15 protein-coding genes are annotated in these 18,800 nt (G+C 41.3%); 6 read left to right on the top strand and 9 right to left on the bottom strand.

What is annotated here, in order from left to right; genetic code table 11:
* Positions 1–295: 295 nt before the first annotated feature.
* The 6 genes from rsmA to JMX07_RS07760 all read left to right on the top strand — a co-directional run bounded on the left by rsmA (position 296) and on the right by JMX07_RS07760 (position 4,995).
* A complete protein-coding gene (rsmA, locus tag JMX07_RS07785; RefSeq protein ID WP_102091795.1) occupies positions 296–1,159 on the top strand; it encodes a 16S rRNA (adenine(1518)-N(6)/adenine(1519)-N(6))-dimethyltransferase RsmA in 864 nt (287 codons plus the stop codon).
* A 141-nt stretch (positions 1,160–1,300) separates the two neighbouring features.
* Positions 1,301–2,137 carry a symmetrical bis(5'-nucleosyl)-tetraphosphatase gene (locus JMX07_RS07780; protein WP_201607267.1) on the top strand — a complete coding sequence of 279 codons (837 nt, stop codon included), beginning with the start codon at positions 1,301–1,303 and terminating at the stop codon, positions 2,135–2,137.
* 188 nt (positions 2,138–2,325) lie between these two features.
* Positions 2,326–2,667: a hypothetical protein gene (locus JMX07_RS07775; protein WP_058024042.1), complete on the top strand. Its 342-nt coding sequence runs from the start codon at positions 2,326–2,328 to the stop codon at positions 2,665–2,667.
* 149 nt (positions 2,668–2,816) lie between these two features.
* Positions 2,817–3,263: a MerR family transcriptional regulator gene (locus JMX07_RS07770; RefSeq protein ID WP_102076270.1), complete on the top strand. Its 447-nt coding sequence runs from the start codon at positions 2,817–2,819 to the stop codon at positions 3,261–3,263.
* A 240-nt stretch (positions 3,264–3,503) separates the two neighbouring features.
* Positions 3,504–4,457 (top strand): hypothetical protein, encoded by a 954-nt coding sequence (locus JMX07_RS07765; protein ID WP_201607266.1) that lies wholly within the window; start codon positions 3,504–3,506, stop codon positions 4,455–4,457.
* Positions 4,458–4,473: 16 nt separating this feature from the next.
* The gene (locus JMX07_RS07760) at positions 4,474–4,995 is read left to right on the top strand and encodes an endonuclease V (protein ID WP_201607265.1); all 522 of its coding nucleotides are present in this window, start codon (positions 4,474–4,476) and stop codon (positions 4,993–4,995) included.
* A gap of 139 nt (positions 4,996–5,134) precedes the next feature.
* Here JMX07_RS07760 and JMX07_RS07755 read toward each other — a convergent pair whose 3' ends face one another.
* The 9 genes from JMX07_RS07755 to JMX07_RS07715 all read right to left on the bottom strand — a co-directional run bounded on the left by JMX07_RS07755 (position 5,135) and on the right by JMX07_RS07715 (position 18,695).
* Positions 5,135–7,579: a site-specific recombinase gene (locus JMX07_RS07755; RefSeq protein WP_201607264.1), complete on the bottom strand. Its 2,445-nt coding sequence runs from the start codon at positions 7,577–7,579 to the stop codon at positions 5,135–5,137.
* Between the two features lie 509 nt (positions 7,580–8,088).
* Positions 8,089–8,502: a roadblock/LC7 domain-containing protein gene (locus tag JMX07_RS07750; RefSeq protein WP_201607262.1), complete on the bottom strand. Its 414-nt coding sequence runs from the start codon at positions 8,500–8,502 to the stop codon at positions 8,089–8,091.
* Positions 8,502–9,035, bottom strand: coding sequence for a GTP-binding protein (locus JMX07_RS07745; RefSeq protein ID WP_201587188.1), 534 nt, complete (start codon positions 9,033–9,035; stop codon positions 8,502–8,504). The genes JMX07_RS07750 and JMX07_RS07745 overlap by 1 nt, the downstream gene beginning before the upstream one ends.
* A 3-nt stretch (positions 9,036–9,038) precedes the next feature.
* Positions 9,039–9,785 (bottom strand): BLUF domain-containing protein, encoded by a 747-nt coding sequence (locus JMX07_RS07740; protein WP_201607261.1) that lies wholly within the window; start codon positions 9,783–9,785, stop codon positions 9,039–9,041.
* Between the two features lie 148 nt (positions 9,786–9,933).
* Positions 9,934–10,293 (bottom strand): hypothetical protein, encoded by a 360-nt coding sequence (locus JMX07_RS07735; RefSeq protein WP_201607260.1) that lies wholly within the window; start codon positions 10,291–10,293, stop codon positions 9,934–9,936.
* A gap of 1,090 nt (positions 10,294–11,383) precedes the next feature.
* Entirely contained in the window at positions 11,384–13,168 is a 1,785-nt protein-coding gene (locus JMX07_RS07730) for an acyl-CoA dehydrogenase C-terminal domain-containing protein (protein WP_201607259.1), read from the bottom strand.
* 348 nt (positions 13,169–13,516) lie between these two features.
* Positions 13,517–15,310, bottom strand: a complete 1,794-nt coding sequence (locus JMX07_RS07725; protein WP_201607258.1) for an acyl-CoA dehydrogenase C-terminal domain-containing protein — start codon at positions 15,308–15,310, stop codon at positions 13,517–13,519.
* Positions 15,311–15,914: 604 nt separating this feature from the next.
* Complete coding sequence (locus JMX07_RS07720; RefSeq protein ID WP_201607257.1) at positions 15,915–17,627, bottom strand: putative bifunctional diguanylate cyclase/phosphodiesterase; 1,713 nt, start codon at positions 17,625–17,627, stop codon at positions 15,915–15,917.
* 171 nt (positions 17,628–17,798) lie between these two features.
* The gene (locus tag JMX07_RS07715) at positions 17,799–18,695 is read right to left on the bottom strand and encodes a 16S rRNA (uracil(1498)-N(3))-methyltransferase (RefSeq protein WP_201607256.1); all 897 of its coding nucleotides are present in this window, start codon (positions 18,693–18,695) and stop codon (positions 17,799–17,801) included.
* Between the last annotated feature and the right edge of the window lie 105 nt (positions 18,696–18,800).

Here is an 18,800-nt window from a genome sequence, read left to right as displayed (position 1 = left end):
ATCGATTTAGTTTTACGCCGCAATCGTTATGATGTCGCCATCTTTGGACCTGTTTCTGTCTGCTAGCACTTGATTTGACGCTACTATTTAGCATAGTCAGAGTTTATATTATATGAATGTAGAGGTAAAAAGTTACCGGGCCGGTTACTCGAAAGCATGGCTCGTCTATCGATAATAATTATTCAAAAACACAGCCTAATTATGAGCTGTGGTATAATTCACCATTATAAAGTCAGTATATCGCTGCCATTACATTATCATCGCCCATTTATCTTTTATACATTAAGACTCTTTTATGTCCAAAACTTCATTTGATGCTCAAACTATTTCTAACAGCTTACGTGCTGCCAAACATCAGCCGCGTAAGCGCTTTGGCCAAAATTTCTTGCATGATACTAGCGTCATTCGCGAAATCGTCGAAAGTATTCGTCTAGAGCGCGATGACAATTTGATCGAGATTGGGCCTGGTATGGGCGCATTGACCGAGCCGTTATTGGCAGAAGTGGATGCAATGACAGTGGTGGAGCTAGATCGTGATTTGGCAGATAGCTTGCGTATTCGTATCGGTGCCAATAGCCATCCAAACTTTGAGATTATCAAAGACAATGCGATGCATGTGGACTACCGTGAGCTATATAGTGAAGAGCGCGGTAAGCTGCGCGTAGTGGGCAACCTACCGTATAACATCTCAACGCCTATCTTATTTCATCTGCTTAGCTATGCCGATGTGATTCAAGACATGCATTTTATGTTGCAAAAAGAAGTGGTCGAGCGTATCACAGCCGACGTGGGTAGCAAGACTTATGGCCGCTTGTCGGTCATTATGCAATATCACTGTGATACAGATTACTTGCTGACCGTTCCTCGCGGTGCGTTTAATCCACCACCCAAGGTGACCAGTGCTGTCTTCCGCCTGACACCGCATATCAACAAACCAGTCGTCGCAAATGATGAAGAGCATTTTGCCATTGTCGTACGTGAGACTTTTAACCATCGCCGCAAGACGCTACGTGCTATCTTCAAAAAATCAACGTTGCTACCGACATTGAGCGAAGACGATTTTGAGGCTTGTGGTATTGATCCGCAGGCACGACCTGAGACACTAAGCGTCACAGACTTTGTGAACCTAAGCAATCATTCACAACAGCTAGACGTATAATGTATTTTTGATACATAAAAGCATGCTACTAACCGTCAATTATAATGGCGGTTTTTTATGCTTTATTTTTATGACTAGTACTTAAGTATTTATTTCTTATCGAGCTGTCTTTAACTATCGTATTTAAATCGTTGAGGTGTTATGAGTTTTCGCCATCAGTATGTTATCGGTGACTTACAGGGTTGCTATGCTGCATATCTACAATTGCTAAAGACACTGGATTTCGATCCTGCCCAAGACAAGTTATGGTTTGCTGGTGATTTGGTAGCACGCGGCGAGGACTCATTGAACACGCTGCGTCATGTCAAAGCGTTGTGTGAGCAAGGCGCTGCGGCAACGGTATTGGGCAATCATGATCTTAATTTGATAGCAGTCTGGCGTGGGGCAGCCAAGCTTAAAAATAAAGACAAAACCGCACCTATCTTTGCTGCGGATGATTGTGATGAGTTGCTCGAATGGTTACGCAGGCAGCCGATATTAGCCTATCCTGATGAGCATACGGTGCTGGTACATGCAGGGATTCCACCGCATTGGAGTATTGAAGCAGCTGCAGGATACGCACAGCAATTAGAAGCTCAGCTGCAAAGCAATTTGGCGCAGCTCGATCAATTACTGCCGAATCTATATAGCAAAGAAGCGGATGAATGGCATGCAGGTATCGAAGGATTTACCAAAATGCGGGCGATTGCTAATTACTTTACGCGTATGCGCTTGTGTAAGCAGGATGGATCGCTTGAGTTTAGCTTTTCAGCAGGTTTAGATGAGGCTATGCCAATCGATTTTTTACCTTGGTTTGAGTGGCAAGTACCGCGCACTCGTAAGATACTATTTGGACATTGGGCTGCGCTAAAAGGCGAAATTGATTTGCCACATGCGCGCGCACTAGACGGTGGCTGCGTGTGGGGTAATTATCTATTGGCTTATAGATTGGGTGACGGCAAAGTAACAACTTCAAGCGCACAGTGCCCGAGTCCATAAAGAGGGTTATAAGCGTCTTAATATATAAGGCTAAATAAACAGTCTGTTATAAGTAGTTCCATTATACCAGTCTATTTTAAGTGGTATGTTAATAGACTTAAAGGGTGAAACATCTGGTTTCGTTGGGGTATGCCCTATAAAAAATTGTATAGCTAACGTTATTTCAGGAAATTCGATAGGCAAATAAAATGAATAATATAGATAAATTAACTGAGCTAAATCACTATTTTTTAAAATTGAGAGAAATTTTACTTCAGGAGGATGAACACAACTATATAAGAGGAATTAATGTAATTATAAATAGAATACAGTACTCGTTAAAATATAACGAAGACGCTAAAGCAACCATTAAAAGCGTTGGAGACACCTACAGTCTTATGAACTCCGGTAATGGTAGCTTTTCGGATTTCTTCATTTGGAGAGAAGACTTTAACGAAAGAGTTGAAGCAAACAAAGTGTTAACAAAGTTGAGAAGTGATATAACTAGTTTGATAGTAAGTGTTGACAATAATTTATTGAATAGCCGTTAGTATCCAACAGTTCGGTGCCTGTATAGCGCACCGATCATGTTCCCACAACAGAGTTTATGACGTTGGATGTCAGAAATCAGTTCTTACTGGTTCTATTTAGGTATAATTATTTAAAACTAGATAAAAATTATATTTTTAAGGTATATGGTATGGAATCTGATACATCATTCTTATTAATAGGAGCTTTAGCAGCCCAAGCTAACACAACCAAAGATACTATTCGTCATTACGATGAGATGGGGTTACTGAAATCTCGAAAACGCCAAGCAGGATCACGCCTATACACTGAATTTCATCCTGAATGTATTGAGCGTATTAAAATGATTAAAGGCGCACAAGCTATCGGTTTTACTCTTAATGAATTTAAAAGACACCTAAATGATCATTTCAATGGCACTCTCAATATTGATAAAGATTTAATTACTATTTCCAAAAAACTTACTGAAGCGAAACGTCAAAAAACTGAGATCATCAATACTATTAACCGGCTTAGTGCTTATTATATTATTCTAGAAGAAATAAAGTCAGACAATATCGGCTTCATTTCTAAATCTGAATGGGAAAAGCGAATAGCGGCGCAGCTCTGCTTAACCTGAATCGCACCGATCATGAATAGAATATGTATGTTAAGTACACCATGAAGTACACTGTGAATATTTCAGCGATTTAAAACGTTGATAACATTAGCCCGCAGCTTAGCATTCAAGTCCTCACTAGGGGACCGAACCAGTGAAGGAACCTGATTGGTTCGGTGTAGGTATATTTTAAAATGAATCCTTCTAGCATTATCGCTTCTACTAGCACGATTAATGACTCCTCTTTCAGAAAAGATTAACATGAGTAATATGCAACGATTGAAATCAACATTGTTAAATAAAAGTAACGGTAAATGGTATCAGAAGGGTAAATGGTATCAGAAGGGTAAATGGTATCAGCGCGACAAGCTATACACAGGCATTATCTTCTTTGATAAACCTGACCATCAACTTGAAGCTTATGAAGTTAAAAACGGAGAGATTGTTAAACCGTATGTCTCACCGTGTCAGATAGGGCTATCTTCACCTATTCAAATAGACTCTTCAGGGTTTTGTAATGAAGATGAAGACGAGTATGGTTGTGGAACAATACCGCAATTTTATCAAGGTAATTTATATCAAGGTATGTCATATACCTTCAACGAAGGTATATGCGATAGAGAGGTCTATACCATTGAAAATGGCGAAACAGAAAATCAAATTATGTGGAAGACAAAACCCCATGAGCCATCCATGTTTGAACTTCGATACGAATATGATCAATCAGGATTCTACTATAGAAATAGTAGAGATGATATAAATTTTGGTTATAGTAAAACTTGTAAAGAAACCAATCGGCTTGAAGATATAGATATTACATATATCCCAAAATTAAATCGTATAAAACGTTTTACAGCTATAGATGATATTATTCACTCAAGAAACTACCTTGATTGCCCCATCCCTGTTCCAGAGATATATGAGCTGATAGAAAATTATCAAAATTTTACATTTGATACATTCATACGTTTGAAGATAAGCGAAGATGTTGCAGAAGATTTGTTTGATAAATGGGCAAAGAACAATAGCTTTATACACGTGGAGTTTATGTACATCACTGGATTAAACGGACTTCATAATTTAGAAATATTTAATGATAAAGAAGAGTTTAGTAGTTTAAAGGAGCTACGTATCAAAGAAAGTGAGGTACTACCTCAAAAAATTGAGCAGCTGAAAAAATATAGTAATAACTTTAAATTGATTATCTATAAATAGATCTATGAGGGCTAAATTGATATTTTTAATATTAGATGTGCATTATCAAACAGACGTGGTACAAAAGCTGGACAGCGCTAAAGTAGCGGGCATACGTTTTCAAGGTATAGAGATTAATGAGATATTAAGTGAGCATACTGTCAACGTAAATAATGTTGCGCCTTATGAGTCAGGTCAGTTCTATAAACGAGAAATGCCTTGCTTACTGGCCTTGATCAACCAAATCAAAGAGCCTTTTGATGTAATTATCATAGACGGCTATGTATTTCTGGATAGTGTTGGCAAAGCAGGATTAGGCAAATATCTGTATGATAACCTAGCTAATAAAAAGCCAATCATCGGTATCGCTAAAAATCATTTTTATGACATTACAGAAGACTATGCTGTTTGGCGAGGGATAAGTAAGCGCCCTCTATATGTCACCAGTATTGGTATAAACATTACAACGGCGAAAGAGATGGTGAGTAAAATGGAAGGTGAACATCGCATACCTAAAATGGCCGCTGATGTAGATAAACTAGGCCGTGTCATCAATTAGAACAGCTATACCTATTGAAAGAGTTTGGACTACAGCCAAACCCTAACTAGGGAACCGCTCTTCTTCCCATAACGGACGTTATGACAAATAACTTTAATATCAACGATTGATCGAGCAAAAACCCACCGCAACTACCTATTTAACTAGGCAGCTTTGGTGGTTTTTTAGGTTTTGGTAAAGGTGTTTTTGCGTCACCAGTCTGCTTGTCATCAGAGTCAGTATGGTGTGGCTCATCACTAACAACATCGTTATCAATCGCACTTATCGTTTTGGTGGCCTTATCGTATTGAATATCATCGGTATAAGGAACGCTGTTTAGTTCGTCATCGACTAAACCATCATCCAGATCCATTACTTTTTCAGGAGAGTTATACGGCTGCGTATGCTCATCTGTCGGCTGCTTTTCATAGTTGATGTCGGTGTTGGTCTGTGAATGTTGAGCATCAGCGTGTTTAGATTCAGGCAGGATTCTGACATCAGACAAACGCCTTACCACATAATTACTTGGTATAGATTTACCATTTTTTTGTGCGGAAGTATCATCAAATATCATGTGACCCTGACTATCGATACGCGCATATTTCATTGGCTTATCACGTGGCCAGAAAAAGTCAGACGGATGGCTAATAATATGGCCAAACACCAGTTTTGTGAGGCGACTCCATTCAAAAAAGCGAACTTCTTTAGAACGTAGGGCGACAAACAGCGCCAGTGAAAAGCTAACGATTAAGTTGACGAGACCAATAAGGGCCACGCCAAGTATAGAAATTAGGATGAGGCTCCAACTGATGTCATCAGCAGATATATTGAATAGTCCGTGTGCCAAGTTTGCTGAAGCAAAGGCAATGTGACGAATATCAATTGGTAGGCCAAAGATATAGCCGATAGTCGCGGTACTACCTAAGAACACCCCGAATAAGAAATTACCCATGATAGCGCCCAAGTTGGCTTCTATAAAACCGCCTAAACGCTGAAGCCATGAGCTAGGCAATATGTATTTCAACAATCTGTGACGTTGTATACGTGCGCCTACGTTGTTATAAACTGCCAAGTTGTCGTAGTAGCCGGCAATCAAACCAGATAAGAACAGATAAACCCCAGCAATGGCAGCATGGGGCAGTGCTAATGAGTGGAACGGGTCGAGATCATGTAGCAAGTGTCCTGCTTTTTCGGTGTCGATCATTGGCGCGCCAGTATATTGCAACCAAGCAAAAGATATAATCAAAGCGACGGGTACGGCTAACATGACGTTACCCATGATAGCGATAAACTGGGTACGCAAGATATCGACGACCAATTCTGATAGCTTAGTCAACTGATGCGATTTTTTACCAGAGCCTTCAGAAATGGTAGAGGCAATCGCAGCTGCGGTCATGGCTGGCTGCTTGGTCGCGACTGTGCCGCGAATAACATGAATAAATACGAAACCCAACCCATAGATCATACTGTTGATGAACGCGCGACCCATGGGTGCGAGCGCTAAGTGGTACGCCAGTATTTTTATAGTTGCCATAAATGCAATGATAAAGCCACCGATAGAGGCTTTTTTGAGCATCTTTTGATAGCCAGCTTTATCGGTACTAATATAATGCTCACCGACGCGGCTGGCATTTTCTGTGACTTTTCGAGAGAGCAGTTTAGTATTGTTATCAATCAAATAACCAATACTATAGCGCTGATTGGCTGTAGTGATGAGCGCCTGTATCAGTTCGATAACAGCGCGATCTCGCTTTTGATTATCGTCTGTGACCAGCTCAGTCAAAATCCGCATACGCTGCAAGCTTTGATCTAGACGCAGCATCATATTAGTCAAACGAATAGAGATACCAGTTTTATAAATCCGCTTGCGTACGGTAGCGACGATATCTTCGCACTGTTCCAGCATAACCAATAGGGGTGCGGGATCGACTGCTTGCTCGGGCGTAATATCTGTCAAGGTATCAAGCTCATGTGCTTGACGATATTGATTGACGAAGAGTACGGCTTCTTGATTTTGTGCAACAAAAGACGCGGAATAGTTCAGTATCTGCGGATAGGCCTCCATCAAATCAGGATGCAAGCCGATACCGCTGATGCGGTAAGACAAAATGATAATAGCATTTAAAATACTGTTTTTTGCGGTAGCGACTAGGTTTAAATGTTTCTCTTCTACGCGAACCAGCTCAACCAGTTTGTCCCATTTTTCCTTTTCGATATTGGCAAGCCAGCGTTCATCAGAGCGCTTATTAAATAAGTAGCTCACCAGTTCAACGACAGAGTCATCTTGTGGTAATAATGGTAAAAACCGATGGCCAATCAAACGGCGTAAACTGTTAAAGAACCCTTGATCGGACATGATACCAGTGTCGGTATACAGCGCGATTTGTCGATATTGGATAATCAGTTTTAGCACAAAACTAGACAGCCCATCACCATATTCTGGATGCTGATGTATGATATCAATAAGGGATTGAATTTTTTCGTTGGCCAATGCAGGTTCTTTATCACTGACTCGTAGCTCATCAATCAAGCGTTTGAGTACCGCAGGATCTGGCACGTCGCTCAAGGCGGTAATCTGTTGTAAAATGCGTTTTAATTCTGACACGTCGCACCCTTTATCATGGTTGTTTCAATCGTTTTTATTATTTAAGTCGGTATAAGTGGTTGAGTAATGTTTACCAATCGTTCAATTGTAGTCGAGCGACATCTTGTCTTGCGTTATTTTAATCATAACGATAGTTCGGTGGTGAATTATTTTGTTAGCAGTTATTTTTACTAGGGTATGTTGACAATTACCGTAAATGGATAATCGTCGCTGCTAAATAGATATGAGCAGCAAACGACTCATCCGTTTTTCAGCACGCATGGCAATTTTCTTGAAACCTTTCCATGATGGCGCTTCCTTTTTTCGGTATTGATTTTATATCGTGATTGGCAATACAGCTTATATAAGCCGCCTATGAGTATTGATTATAGCCATGCTGATAATATTTGTTTATCGAGTATAGCACCTAACTTATGGTACTTCGCTTATACCAGCTAATAAAAAAGCGCTGACTAAATATCATATCCAGTCAGCGCTTTTTATAAGCTTAGAGGCTATCTTGAGTCGCTTTATGCGCTGATAGCCGTTATCTCATTGGCGAGTCTTTTTGTCTTATATCTGGCTTCGGCTAACGTCATCTTGTTTTTGGCAACCACAGTCAGCACGCAAGGCTTACTCAGGTAGTCTGTTTTTACAAACAGCATATTACCCGACGTCGCCTCCACGATAGTGATCTCACACTCTCCTTGCTGCATTTGGCTAGCAGACGAATCGCTGAGTGCTGAAAGCGTGCTACTCATCGCCGCAAACTTATCTGCTTGATTGCTCAGCTCGTTTATCGAAAAACAACTAATGGGAAAGCCATCAGTGGTACACAAAGTCACGAGCGCAATTTCTCTATTGGCTTCACAAAGCTCTTTGATACAGCTTGAGAGCACCGCTTTTGCTTGGGAGTTTTCATTTATCATAATCGTATCTAACATTACTGTTCATTATTAAGAGTATTAAATAGCTGCAATAGACCAATAGCGGACTCTCGGCTTCTAGGGTCGGCATTGATAATAGGCGCGACTACATTATGATGCATGAGTACCGCTCTAACCTCTTGTCCTAGCGCCGCTAGGCTTGCAGGGTCGGCGTCCTCACAGTGGGTCACTCCTACGATACAAGTGGTTTGGTTTTTTTCTGGTGCAAAAAAAGTCAGCAGTTTGTCCAAGTTATTATAGTCAGGGATGTCGCCATACTTAATCAAAATAAGCAGACCCCACAAAGAGCGATTGACAAACTCCCACAAAAAAGAATAACGCTCTTGACCTGGCACTCCATAAATACCTAATGCCATATCATCGGCTAAGGTGATACGTCCATAGTCGATACCGACAGTCGTATATTCCTTGCCTATATCGATACTAGACTTGGCTTCAGTTTCAAGAGGACTTATCTCGCTTAAAGTCTTGACCAGCCGAGTTTTTCCGGCACCTACTTCTCCGATTATCGCTAGCTTCTGATAGTCCACTGCTTACCCCATTCCTAAAAATCTTTTAATCGCACCATAAAACCTGCTCGGTTTTTTTGCTGGTATATCTTGTGGTTTGGCCGGCTCTGACACAGCACTGGGCGCAGGCTCGGTCACCGTCAGTATCCCTAATGACTCAAAATCTTTGATAATATCAGTGACCTGATCATAAGTCCCAAACTCATCACTCGCGACTAAACTATCAAAAGGATAAGGGTTTTTGGTCAATTTGACGCAAAGATTCATGATCAGCTGCGGTTGACTGGTCCGATTAAGGTCAGGCCATGCCAGCAGTTTTAGATATTTGCCATCGTAATAATGAGTCGCTATGGCATTGTTATTGCCTAAATTGATAAAATCTTGCAGACGTGCTTTTTGCTCAAACGTAAAAGCATCTAATGTCTGTTGATGGTCTTCAATAAATGTCTTAAAAATAGGGCCTTGATCGATAAAATCAAAGATACTGACCCTCCACTTATCGAAGCTACGCTTCGTCACTTTTTCGTCGACAAACACCCATATATCGTTATGCCTAGGATCAGCCAATACCTTTTTCATCAAGTCATCGATCTCGATAGCCGGCCCTTCTAGCACTTGCACGTACTGGCCTCGGCGATAGGATAGAACACCTGTGATTTGCGCGGCTGTATTGCGTTTGCGAGATATCTGTACGATGTTTGACAAACCGGCAGGCAGATTGATACCGCGCTCATTGGCTGTGGTTCTACTGACATACGCAATACATTTCATGTTGCCCTCACTTAAATAAGGCATATAAAGTAGCTTGTTCAATGATGACGATAGCTACTGATAATTAAGGGGTGAGTATTGAGTCATCGCTCTTTAAAGTGGCAGCAATAGCAATGACTCAATAATAAGAAGCGTGATTTTAGCTTATTTATACTTCAAGCTTAGCTTCGATGCCTTGTACTTTACGGCGCGCCAAAGCTAGGTTTGATTTGGCTTTATCGAGTACCAAGTACAAAAACAAACCTTCGTTATGCGCTGATGGGCGAATGATATGAATCTGTGATTCTAGAGTAATCAAGATATCATCGATATCACCTTTGATACCTAATGATTCCATCGTCGCCATTTTGGCTTTGACCACTTGCGAGTTACCCGCACCAGCAAGCTCTAAATCGACGCCGCCACCAGCCATGCCTAGTACCATGCCTGACATATAGTCGACAATACAGGTACCCATAGCGCCATCAACTTGCATTAACTCTTGTAAAGACTGATCGATATTTGACATTTTCTTTCCTCAATTATTTTAAATGGTGAAGCACTTATACTTTATTTTAAAAATAAAGTGATTGTTTGTGCCGTGTTTTATCTAAAGCTATCACTGTATATTAATAATAAAACCACACTATGATTAGTGAATCTAAATTATTATATTTAACTAATTAGATAATTTACATAATAACTTCAGTGGCAGCTATTATAGTAAACAATTCGACTCTTAGCATCACTAGAACCAACCAGTCATCGCTATATAGCTACCGCTTAAAGAAGCAATCAATAATTATTGAGCTTTTTGTTCTTTGTTAGCGTGGTAGGCTGGTCGTAATATTCGAGAAAAGCTGTTTGACCTGCACTATTTTTAATCCAATATCATCTAATGGAATAACTCATAATGACTGACTTAATCATAAAAAACGCCCGATTAGCGACTCATAAAACCCTTGTAAATATCTTAATAACAGACCAGCATATTGCTCGTATTGAGGATATAGCTGACGATAATGCTAACAGCCAAGACAGTCAGTAAATCCATCAGCCGCGAGTTACGATGCTCAAGGTAACTTTGTCTGTGGCGGCTTTTATGACAGTCATACTCATCTGGATAAAGCCTGTATTTTAGATCGCTGTACTATAGAACAAGGAAACTTAGAAGAAGCGGTAGAGGAGACGGGAAAAGCGAAAGAGGCGTTCACGGAAGCAGATGTGTACGCGCGTGCCTCAAGAGTGATTGAGATGGCTATAAAAAAAGTACCGTCGGGCTGCGCACTTTCGTTGAGACCGATCAAAAAACAGACCTACGTAGCTTTGAGGCGATAAAACGCGCGCGTGATACCTATGCTTTTGCCATTGATATAGAGATTTGCGCCTTTGCGCAATCGGGTCTCACTAGGGCGTGTCCTTAATACAATCGACAGTCACCTAAATGGACTAAAATGGCTAAATACTATCAAACGGCGTCAAATTACTCACGAATATCTTGATATCCATAGATTTCCATAGCATAGACCTATAACACAGACCAAATGGTTTGGGCAAAAAAAGGGACAGTCACCTAGCTGTCCCTTTTTTATATATTTTAATGTGCCAATCGCGACCGATTAGCTAGCAGGTACATCAAAGTAATCAAGATCAAAGTTCATCATTGGATCACTACCGGCTTTGACCATTTGTGCATGAGCGTCGATACGCGGTAGGACACGACCGACGAAGTAATCCGCAAGCTTGGCTTTATTGGTATAAAACTCGCCTTCTTTACCATTAGCGGCTTCTACCATCAACGCAAACATGTACGAGTAGGCAAGGTAGCCAAACGCATGCATGTAGTCAACCGCACAGCCATTGATTTCGTTTTTGCGTTCGCCAATGTTGTTAAGCACAGTGGTGGTTAGCTCTTCAATAGTATCCGCTGCACTCAGCGTAGCTTGTTTGATAGCGTGGTCTGCTTGCATGTTGCTAACAAAGTCACGAATCTCACCCAAGAAGTGAGTGACGTACTTACCGTTGTTACGAGCAACTTTACGACCTAGTAAGTCAAGCGCTTGAATACCGTTGGTACCTTCATAAATCTGTGCAATACGTGTATCACGAACGATCTGCTCCATACCCCATTCGCGGATATAGCCATGACCACCAAATACTTGCTGACAATCAACAGTGGCTTCTAGTGCTTTATCAGTCAGGAACGCTTTAGCAACCGGTGTCAGTAGGGCAACACGAGCCGCAGCTGCTTTGGCTGACTCAGGATCGGTACTAAACTTCTCTTCATCAAGATTTTTGGCAACATACATCGCAAAACAGCGCGACGCTTCAGTGTTTACTTTGGCGTTCAATAGCATACGACGGACGTCAGCATGATGGATAATAGCATCAGCGGGTTTTTCTGGGCTTTGTAGCTGTGTATCGCTACGGCCTTGACCACGGTCATTGGCATATAATGCTGCATTTTGATAGGCAAGCTCAGAGCCACCAAGGCCTTGCAAGCCCATAGTGACACGCTCATAGTTCATCATGATAAACATTGATGATAGACCAGTGTTTTCCGCGCCAACCATCCAGCCTTTGGCGTTATCAAAGTTCATGACACAAGTTGCAGAGGCTTTGATACCCATTTTGTGTTCGATAGAGCCTACCGCTAACGTATTGCGCTCGCCTAAGCTACCATCTGCATTGACCAAGAATTTTGGTACGACAAATAGTGAGATGCCTTTTGAGCCTTCTGGTGCATTTGGTGTTTTTGCCAATACCAAATGAATGATATTGTCAGTAAGGTCATGCTCACCACCAGTGATAAAGATTTTGGTACCAGAGATATCATAGCTACCATCATCATTAGGCACGGCTTTGGTTTTGATAATACCCAAATCAGTACCAGCATGCGGCTCTGTCAAGCACATGGTGCCCGCCCATTCGCCGTTGTACATTTTTTCTAGATAAGTTTGCTTTTGCTCTTCAGAACCAGCCGCATTTAAGCAAAGCGTCGCGCCTACTGTTAGGTTTGGATACAGGGCAAATGATTGGTTGGCAGTGAAAACCATCTCTTCGGTGAGCATGGTAACCATTTTAGGGAAGCCCTGACCGCCGTATTCAGCATTACCGCTTAAGCCAACCCAGCCTGACTCAGCATATTGCTTATAGGCTTCTTTAAATCCTGTCGGAGTCGTGACGACGCCATCACCTTCGAAAGTTGCGCCTTCTTCATCACCGCTACGGTTAATAGGAAGTAGAATGTTTTTTGACAGTTTTCCCATTTCTTCTAAAATCATATCGACAGTTTCCATGTCGACATGAGCCAAGTTTTCGTTGTTTTGCCAAAACTCTGGCGCCTTAAATACGTCATTTAAGATAAAGCGCATGTCATTAAGAGGGGCATTATAAACAGCCATAAACATTCCTTTGGTTCAAATAATTAAAATTGAAGTTGTTAAGATTATCAACTGTTTTCTTGGTATAACCTTAGCGATTAATAATCAAAGTTTAACAAATAAGCTTGTGAGCGAGTGTATTTCTTCGTGAATTGTGCGTACACCAAAAGTTAGCAGCGGCTATTGAAGTACTTATAGACACCTCGCTGATAACTATAATGTGAGAAGGTAGACAGGTCGGTGCTTATAGATAGTTGCTACTGTTAAAACTATGTTGATAGTTGTCATAAGCACGCGCAAAACAAAGCGGCAACACACCGAAGTATATTGCCGCTCAAGACTATACGATTGCAAAGTTTAGCGCTTTAATTAAAAGGAAAACTGATCAACGTCCATGCTCATGTATGGCTCTACACCAGTGCTGATACGCTGTACGTGCGTAGTCGTACGTGGCAATAGCTTAGCAAAGTAGAACTGAGCTGTTTTAACTTTAGCGTCATAGAATGCTTTTTCGCCAGTACCGTTTGCGATAGCAGTTTGAGCAACCAGTGCCATACGTGCCCATAAGTAAGCTAGGGTCACATAACCACTGAAATACATATAGTCTACTGCAGCGCCGCCGACAGCGTCTGGCGTTTCAGTTGCTTGCATACCGATGCGTGCAGTTAAATCGCCCCATTCTTTAAGATGCTTGGCAAGTGTGCGGATAAACTGACCCATCTCGTCGTTTTCTTTGTTTTCTTCACAGAATTCTTGGATAACGTTTACAAAGTTAGCAAGTAGTTTACCTTGTGAACCTAGAACTTTACGGCCTAATAAATCAAGCGCTTGAATCTCTGTGGTACCTTCGTATAAGCAAGAAATGCGCGTATCACGTACGTTCTGCTCCATACCCCATTCGCTAACGAAACCATGACCACCATAAACCTGAATACCATGGTTGGCAGCTTCTAGACCTGTTTCAGTCAAGAACGCTTTAGCAATTGGTGTCAGTAGTGATAACATTTGGTCAGCAAACTTCAACTCTTCGCCTTCGCCTTTTGCAACGGTATCTGCAAAGTGTGAGAGATAATAAACTAGCGCACGACCACCTTCAGCAAAGGCTTTTTCAGTCAACAACATGTTACGAACAGCTGGATGTACAATGATAGGATCAGCGGCTTTTTCTGGTGCTTTCGTACCTGATAGTGAACGCATCGCTAAGCGGTCTTTTGCATAAGTCAATGAACCTTGAAACGCATACTCTGCTGCAGTCAAACCTTGCACAGCAGTACCGATACGTGCCACGTTCATAAAGGTGAACATACACTGTAGGCCGCGGTTTTCAGGTCCAATCAAGTAACCCGTTGCACCATCGAAGTTCATGACACAAGTTGCAGAGGCCTTGATACCCATTTTGTGTTCGATAGAGCCACAAACGACATTGTTGCTTTCGCCAATGCTACCATCTGCGTTTACCGTCATTTTAGGAACGATAAATAGTGAGATACCTTTGGTGCCAGCAGGTGCGCCTGGTAGACGAGCCAATACAATATGGATAATGTTGCTAGTTAGGTCATGCTCACCGGCAGAGATAAAAATCTTTTGCCCCGTGATGCTATAGCTACCATCTTCTTTAGGCTCAGCTTTGGTACGGATAATACCCAAGTCAGAACCAGCATGCGCTTCTGTAAGACACATGGTGCCTGACCATTCGCCAGTGACCATTTTTTCTAAATAGGTTTGTTTTTGCTCGTCAGTACCATGATGCTCGATGGTTTGAATAGCACCATGTGATAGGCCAGGGTACATAGAGAATGACCAGTTAGCCGTACCAACCATTTCATTGATGACAGTAGATAATGAGAACGGCATGTTTTGACCGCCAAAATCTTCTTCAGCAGATAAAGCAGGGAAGCCAAGCTCACAATACGCGTCATAAGCTTCTTTAAAGCCTTTTGGCGTGGTGACCTTACCATTATCAAACTTACAGCCTTCAGCATCACCGCTTTGGTTCAATGGTGACAGTTCGTTTTCAGCAAAGCTTGCAGCCATTTCAAATAGGCTGTCCATTAGCTCGCGGTCAGCTTCTTGGAACGCAGGCAGAGTTTTGTAGTGGCTTTCACTATCGAGTAGTTCATGCATAACGAATTGGATATCACGTAAGGGCGCTTTGTATTGCATAACTTCCTGTCCTTTTTGGAATGTAACCGATCATAGCCAATAATGAGCATATGGTCGCACTATCCTCTAGTGCGTTATTCTTACCTAGCCAATCTGAAAATCTAAATAAATGATAAACAGTAAAGCAGGTCAACCATGCTATCGATTACATAAAATAGTGTTAAAAAGAGTGGTGATTATCAGAGTCAATGATAGATTAAATGTACTCTAACAAATTCACTATAAAAGATAGGCTTTCATAGGTGATTATACAAGTTTGGTGACAGGACTGATAAGTCATGAACCTATCTTGCATCGGTTATGCAATCGACGTTAGGCGCTAGGAAGCAGCAGCATTAAGCATATGAAAACTCTAACGTTACTAAGACAGATAGTCCTTTATATGATTAGTATTAACATGAAAAAACGACAGCCAAAAAAATAGCGTTCGCCATAAAGACAAACGCATCGGTATAAATGACAACACTATTTGGTAGAACCGAGCATATAAGTTATTTCACAGATATACACGCGATAAACCGTGATAAACATCAAACATGATCGTATGCTAGGAGTCTGAACATAGTAGCTTATGGTTAATAACTTATAGCGAATAGCTTAGCGTTTACTCAGAAGCATTTTGTTTAATCAGCATCGCAGTGGCGACATCAGCAGCCACGGGTTTGCTAAACCAATAACCCTGACCAATTTTGCAACCCATATCTAACAACACATCACGCTGCTGCTCAGTTTCGATACCTTCAGCAACGACCTGCATGTCTAAAGCGACTGCTAAGTCTAAAATGGCTTTTACAATTGCGTGCTGGGTACGATCGGTTTCAATATTAGAGATAAAGCTCTTATCAATCTTGATAAAATCAAATGGATATTCTTGCAAGTAGCTCAATGATGCATAACCAGTACCGAAATCATCGAGCGCTAGACGTACGCCAAGCTCTCTAAGCGAGTTAAGCTGTTTTTTTACATTGTCATGACGCTGAATCAAAGACGATTCGGTCACTTCGATATGCAATTGATGGGCAGCAACGCCATTCTCTGTCAGTAGTGTGCTCACCATATCAAAGAAGTCAGGGTGGCTAAATTCCGCGGCATCAGCGTTGATACAGACGTGTTGCTGAAACCCTTGCTGTTGCCAAACGGCTAGTTGTTTGACAATCTTAATGGCCAGTTGCGAAAACAAATCAAAGGAGAGCTTGTGCGCGATAATGGCATTGATGAAATGAACGGGCTTGAGTAATCCGCGAGTAGGATGTTGCCAACGTACCAATGCTTCAAAACCTGTGATAGCCCCAGTCTCCAATGAGAACTTTGGCTGATAGTAAGGAACGAACTGACCTTCAAGGGTAGCAGTCCTAAGCTCAGACTCTAACTCTAAGCTACCAGCGGTGGCGCTTTCAATGGTCTCATCATACCAACGAATATCATCGCCACCTTGCTGCTTGACATAGTCCAATGCTTTTTCTGCTTTGGTCAATAAACCCGTTACTTCGTTATCGTCTTTTGGAAAACAGCTGACACCCACAGAAATATGGTAATAGATATTTGCATCTGTTGCATGGCTCTTATCAGTAGAGAAGGGACGCTCACACATTTGCATGAGTGTGTCTAGCTGATGACGTACCATGTTGGCATCTTTAACTTCAAACAATAGCGCGAAATCATCACCACCAAAGTGAGAAAAAGAGCGTAAATTATGCAGTTTGAGCTTTTCGACTCCTTTTACAAAGTTTTTTATTAAGTCATTGGCACCATCAGGCCCTAGTAGGCTGGCAAGATTGCGATAACGGTCAATGTTTAAGCGTACAAGGACAACCTCTTGGTAACTATCCAATAGCATGTCACTTGTCTGACTTAAAAATACCTTGCGGTTAGGGAGACCTGTGAGCTGATCATAGTTGAGTAAATGGGCGACCTGTTTTTGATCTTTAATAACTGCAGACATATCACGCAGCATACCAATATGATAAGCCATTTGATCTATATAAATTCTGCGATAAGTAATATGACAGTCAATATTCTGTCCATAACGGTTGGCCATCGAAAAATCAAGTTCATAAAAACCATGTTCGTTTAAGTTTTTCTTGATATCTTTTAGAATTACTTGCTCTGCTTCTGATAAAAATTCAGCAGCATATATACCAAGTGGACGACCGATTAAAAACTCTTCTTTGTAGCCAATCAAAAGCTCATAGCTAGGATTGACAGATAAATAACGTAGATTTTCGTCTAGTATAAATATGGCATCTTCAATTCTCTCACACAGTTCGGTCATTAACCGTTGCTTAATCGATGCTGGGATAGTGTCAAAATCGCTCATAATAATGGCTCACAAAATAATGGCTTATAAAAATAAGAACTGCATTATCAATTTATTAACATTGAGTTGGCATCGCATTTTACTATGCACGATGAAGAACAGACGTTATTTTTGACTATAAGCATAAAAGATAAAAACTACGATAGTCATACTAGTACTTATCAGTTTTTACTAGGTGCTTAAGGCATGTAAAGTAGCTAACGCTACCACTGGTGCAGTCTCGGTACGCAAGACTCTTGTGCCGATTTGCCAAGGCTCAAATCCAACACTCTCTGCCTGCTGACATTCATCTTGACTCAGACCACCCTCAGGCCCGATCAACAGTTTGATATAAGGGGTCTGTTGTTTGAGTATATTAGATAGAGCGTTAGGCATGGCAGGTTGTCCTGCTGCTGGTACACTCATCTGCATACACAGATCTGCAGCGCTTGCTAATACTTGGTAGTAAGAATCATGACTAAGCACAGAAACGATAGAACTGACGGCCATTTTCGTCTTCGTAAAGTCAGTAGCCATAGCCTCAGTAGTCTTAGCGTCAGAATTGGTATTGCTTAGCCATTCGTTGATAGGTTGTGGCGCAAGAATGAGGGGCGGACGATTAAGGCCGCATTGTTCACAAGCAGCGATGGCCACTTGTTGCCAGTGCGCCAGTTTCTTTTCAACTTGAGCAGGTTTCAATGTGACTTCGCCATGGTGGCTGCTGAGTAACTGAATGGCAGTCACTCCAAGCTCAGTTGCTTTTTGAATAGCATAATCCATACGCTCACCGCGGCTCATTACCAAACCAATCTGAGTGATAGTAGATGCCGTACGATCGTCGTCTATATGTGTAAGCAAAGTAGCAGTGGCATTTTTTTTACTGATTGCCTGTAGCTCTACTGTATATTCGCCGCCAAATCCATCGAACAAAATCCCTTGATCACCAATATTGGCTCGTAGTACACGGCACCAGTGATGGACAACACTATCTGGTAATTCGACATTGCTACCTAGCGGTAACTCACCCAATTTAGGCAGTGGTGAGGTATCAGTATTGTCGTTGTTAACGGCATAAAAAAAACGTCGCACGTGGTCTTATTCCTATTATTTGATTGAGTATAGTTATTATTAGATCTATAGAATATCACTTGAGACAATTAATGACATTTGTTTTATGAGAATTTTTCTTAATAA

Origin of the sequence: Psychrobacter immobilis, from assembly GCF_904846235.1 — a bacterium.
GTDB lineage: Bacteria > Pseudomonadota > Gammaproteobacteria > Pseudomonadales > Moraxellaceae > Psychrobacter > Psychrobacter immobilis_C.
This window is presented reverse-complemented; position numbering and strand designations above follow the sequence as displayed.

Bases quoted from the DNA above. Each gene is read 5' to 3' on its own strand.
- JMX07_RS07740 (WP_201607261.1), bottom strand. From the start codon at position 9,785: ATGAAATGTATTGCGTATGTCAGTAGAACCACAGCCAATGAGCGCGGT.
- rsmA (WP_102091795.1), top strand. From the start codon at position 296: ATGTCCAAAACTTCATTTGATGCTCAAACTATTTCTAACAGCTTACGT.
- JMX07_RS07750 (WP_201607262.1), bottom strand. From the start codon at position 8,502: ATGTTAGATACGATTATGATAAATGAAAACTCCCAAGCAAAAGCGGTG.
- JMX07_RS07770 (WP_102076270.1), top strand. From the start codon at position 2,817: ATGGAATCTGATACATCATTCTTATTAATAGGAGCTTTAGCAGCCCAA.
- JMX07_RS07730 (WP_201607259.1), bottom strand. From the start codon at position 13,168: ATGGCTGTTTATAATGCCCCTCTTAATGACATGCGCTTTATCTTAAAT.
- JMX07_RS07735 (WP_201607260.1), bottom strand. From the start codon at position 10,293: ATGTCAAATATCGATCAGTCTTTACAAGAGTTAATGCAAGTTGATGGC.
- JMX07_RS07780 (WP_201607267.1), top strand. From the start codon at position 1,301: ATGAGTTTTCGCCATCAGTATGTTATCGGTGACTTACAGGGTTGCTAT.
- JMX07_RS07725 (WP_201607258.1), bottom strand. From the start codon at position 15,310: ATGCAATACAAAGCGCCCTTACGTGATATCCAATTCGTTATGCATGAA.
- JMX07_RS07775 (WP_058024042.1), top strand. From the start codon at position 2,326: ATGAATAATATAGATAAATTAACTGAGCTAAATCACTATTTTTTAAAA.
- JMX07_RS07720 (WP_201607257.1), bottom strand. From the start codon at position 17,627: ATGAGCGATTTTGACACTATCCCAGCATCGATTAAGCAACGGTTAATG.
- JMX07_RS07765 (WP_201607266.1), top strand. From the start codon at position 3,504: ATGAGTAATATGCAACGATTGAAATCAACATTGTTAAATAAAAGTAAC.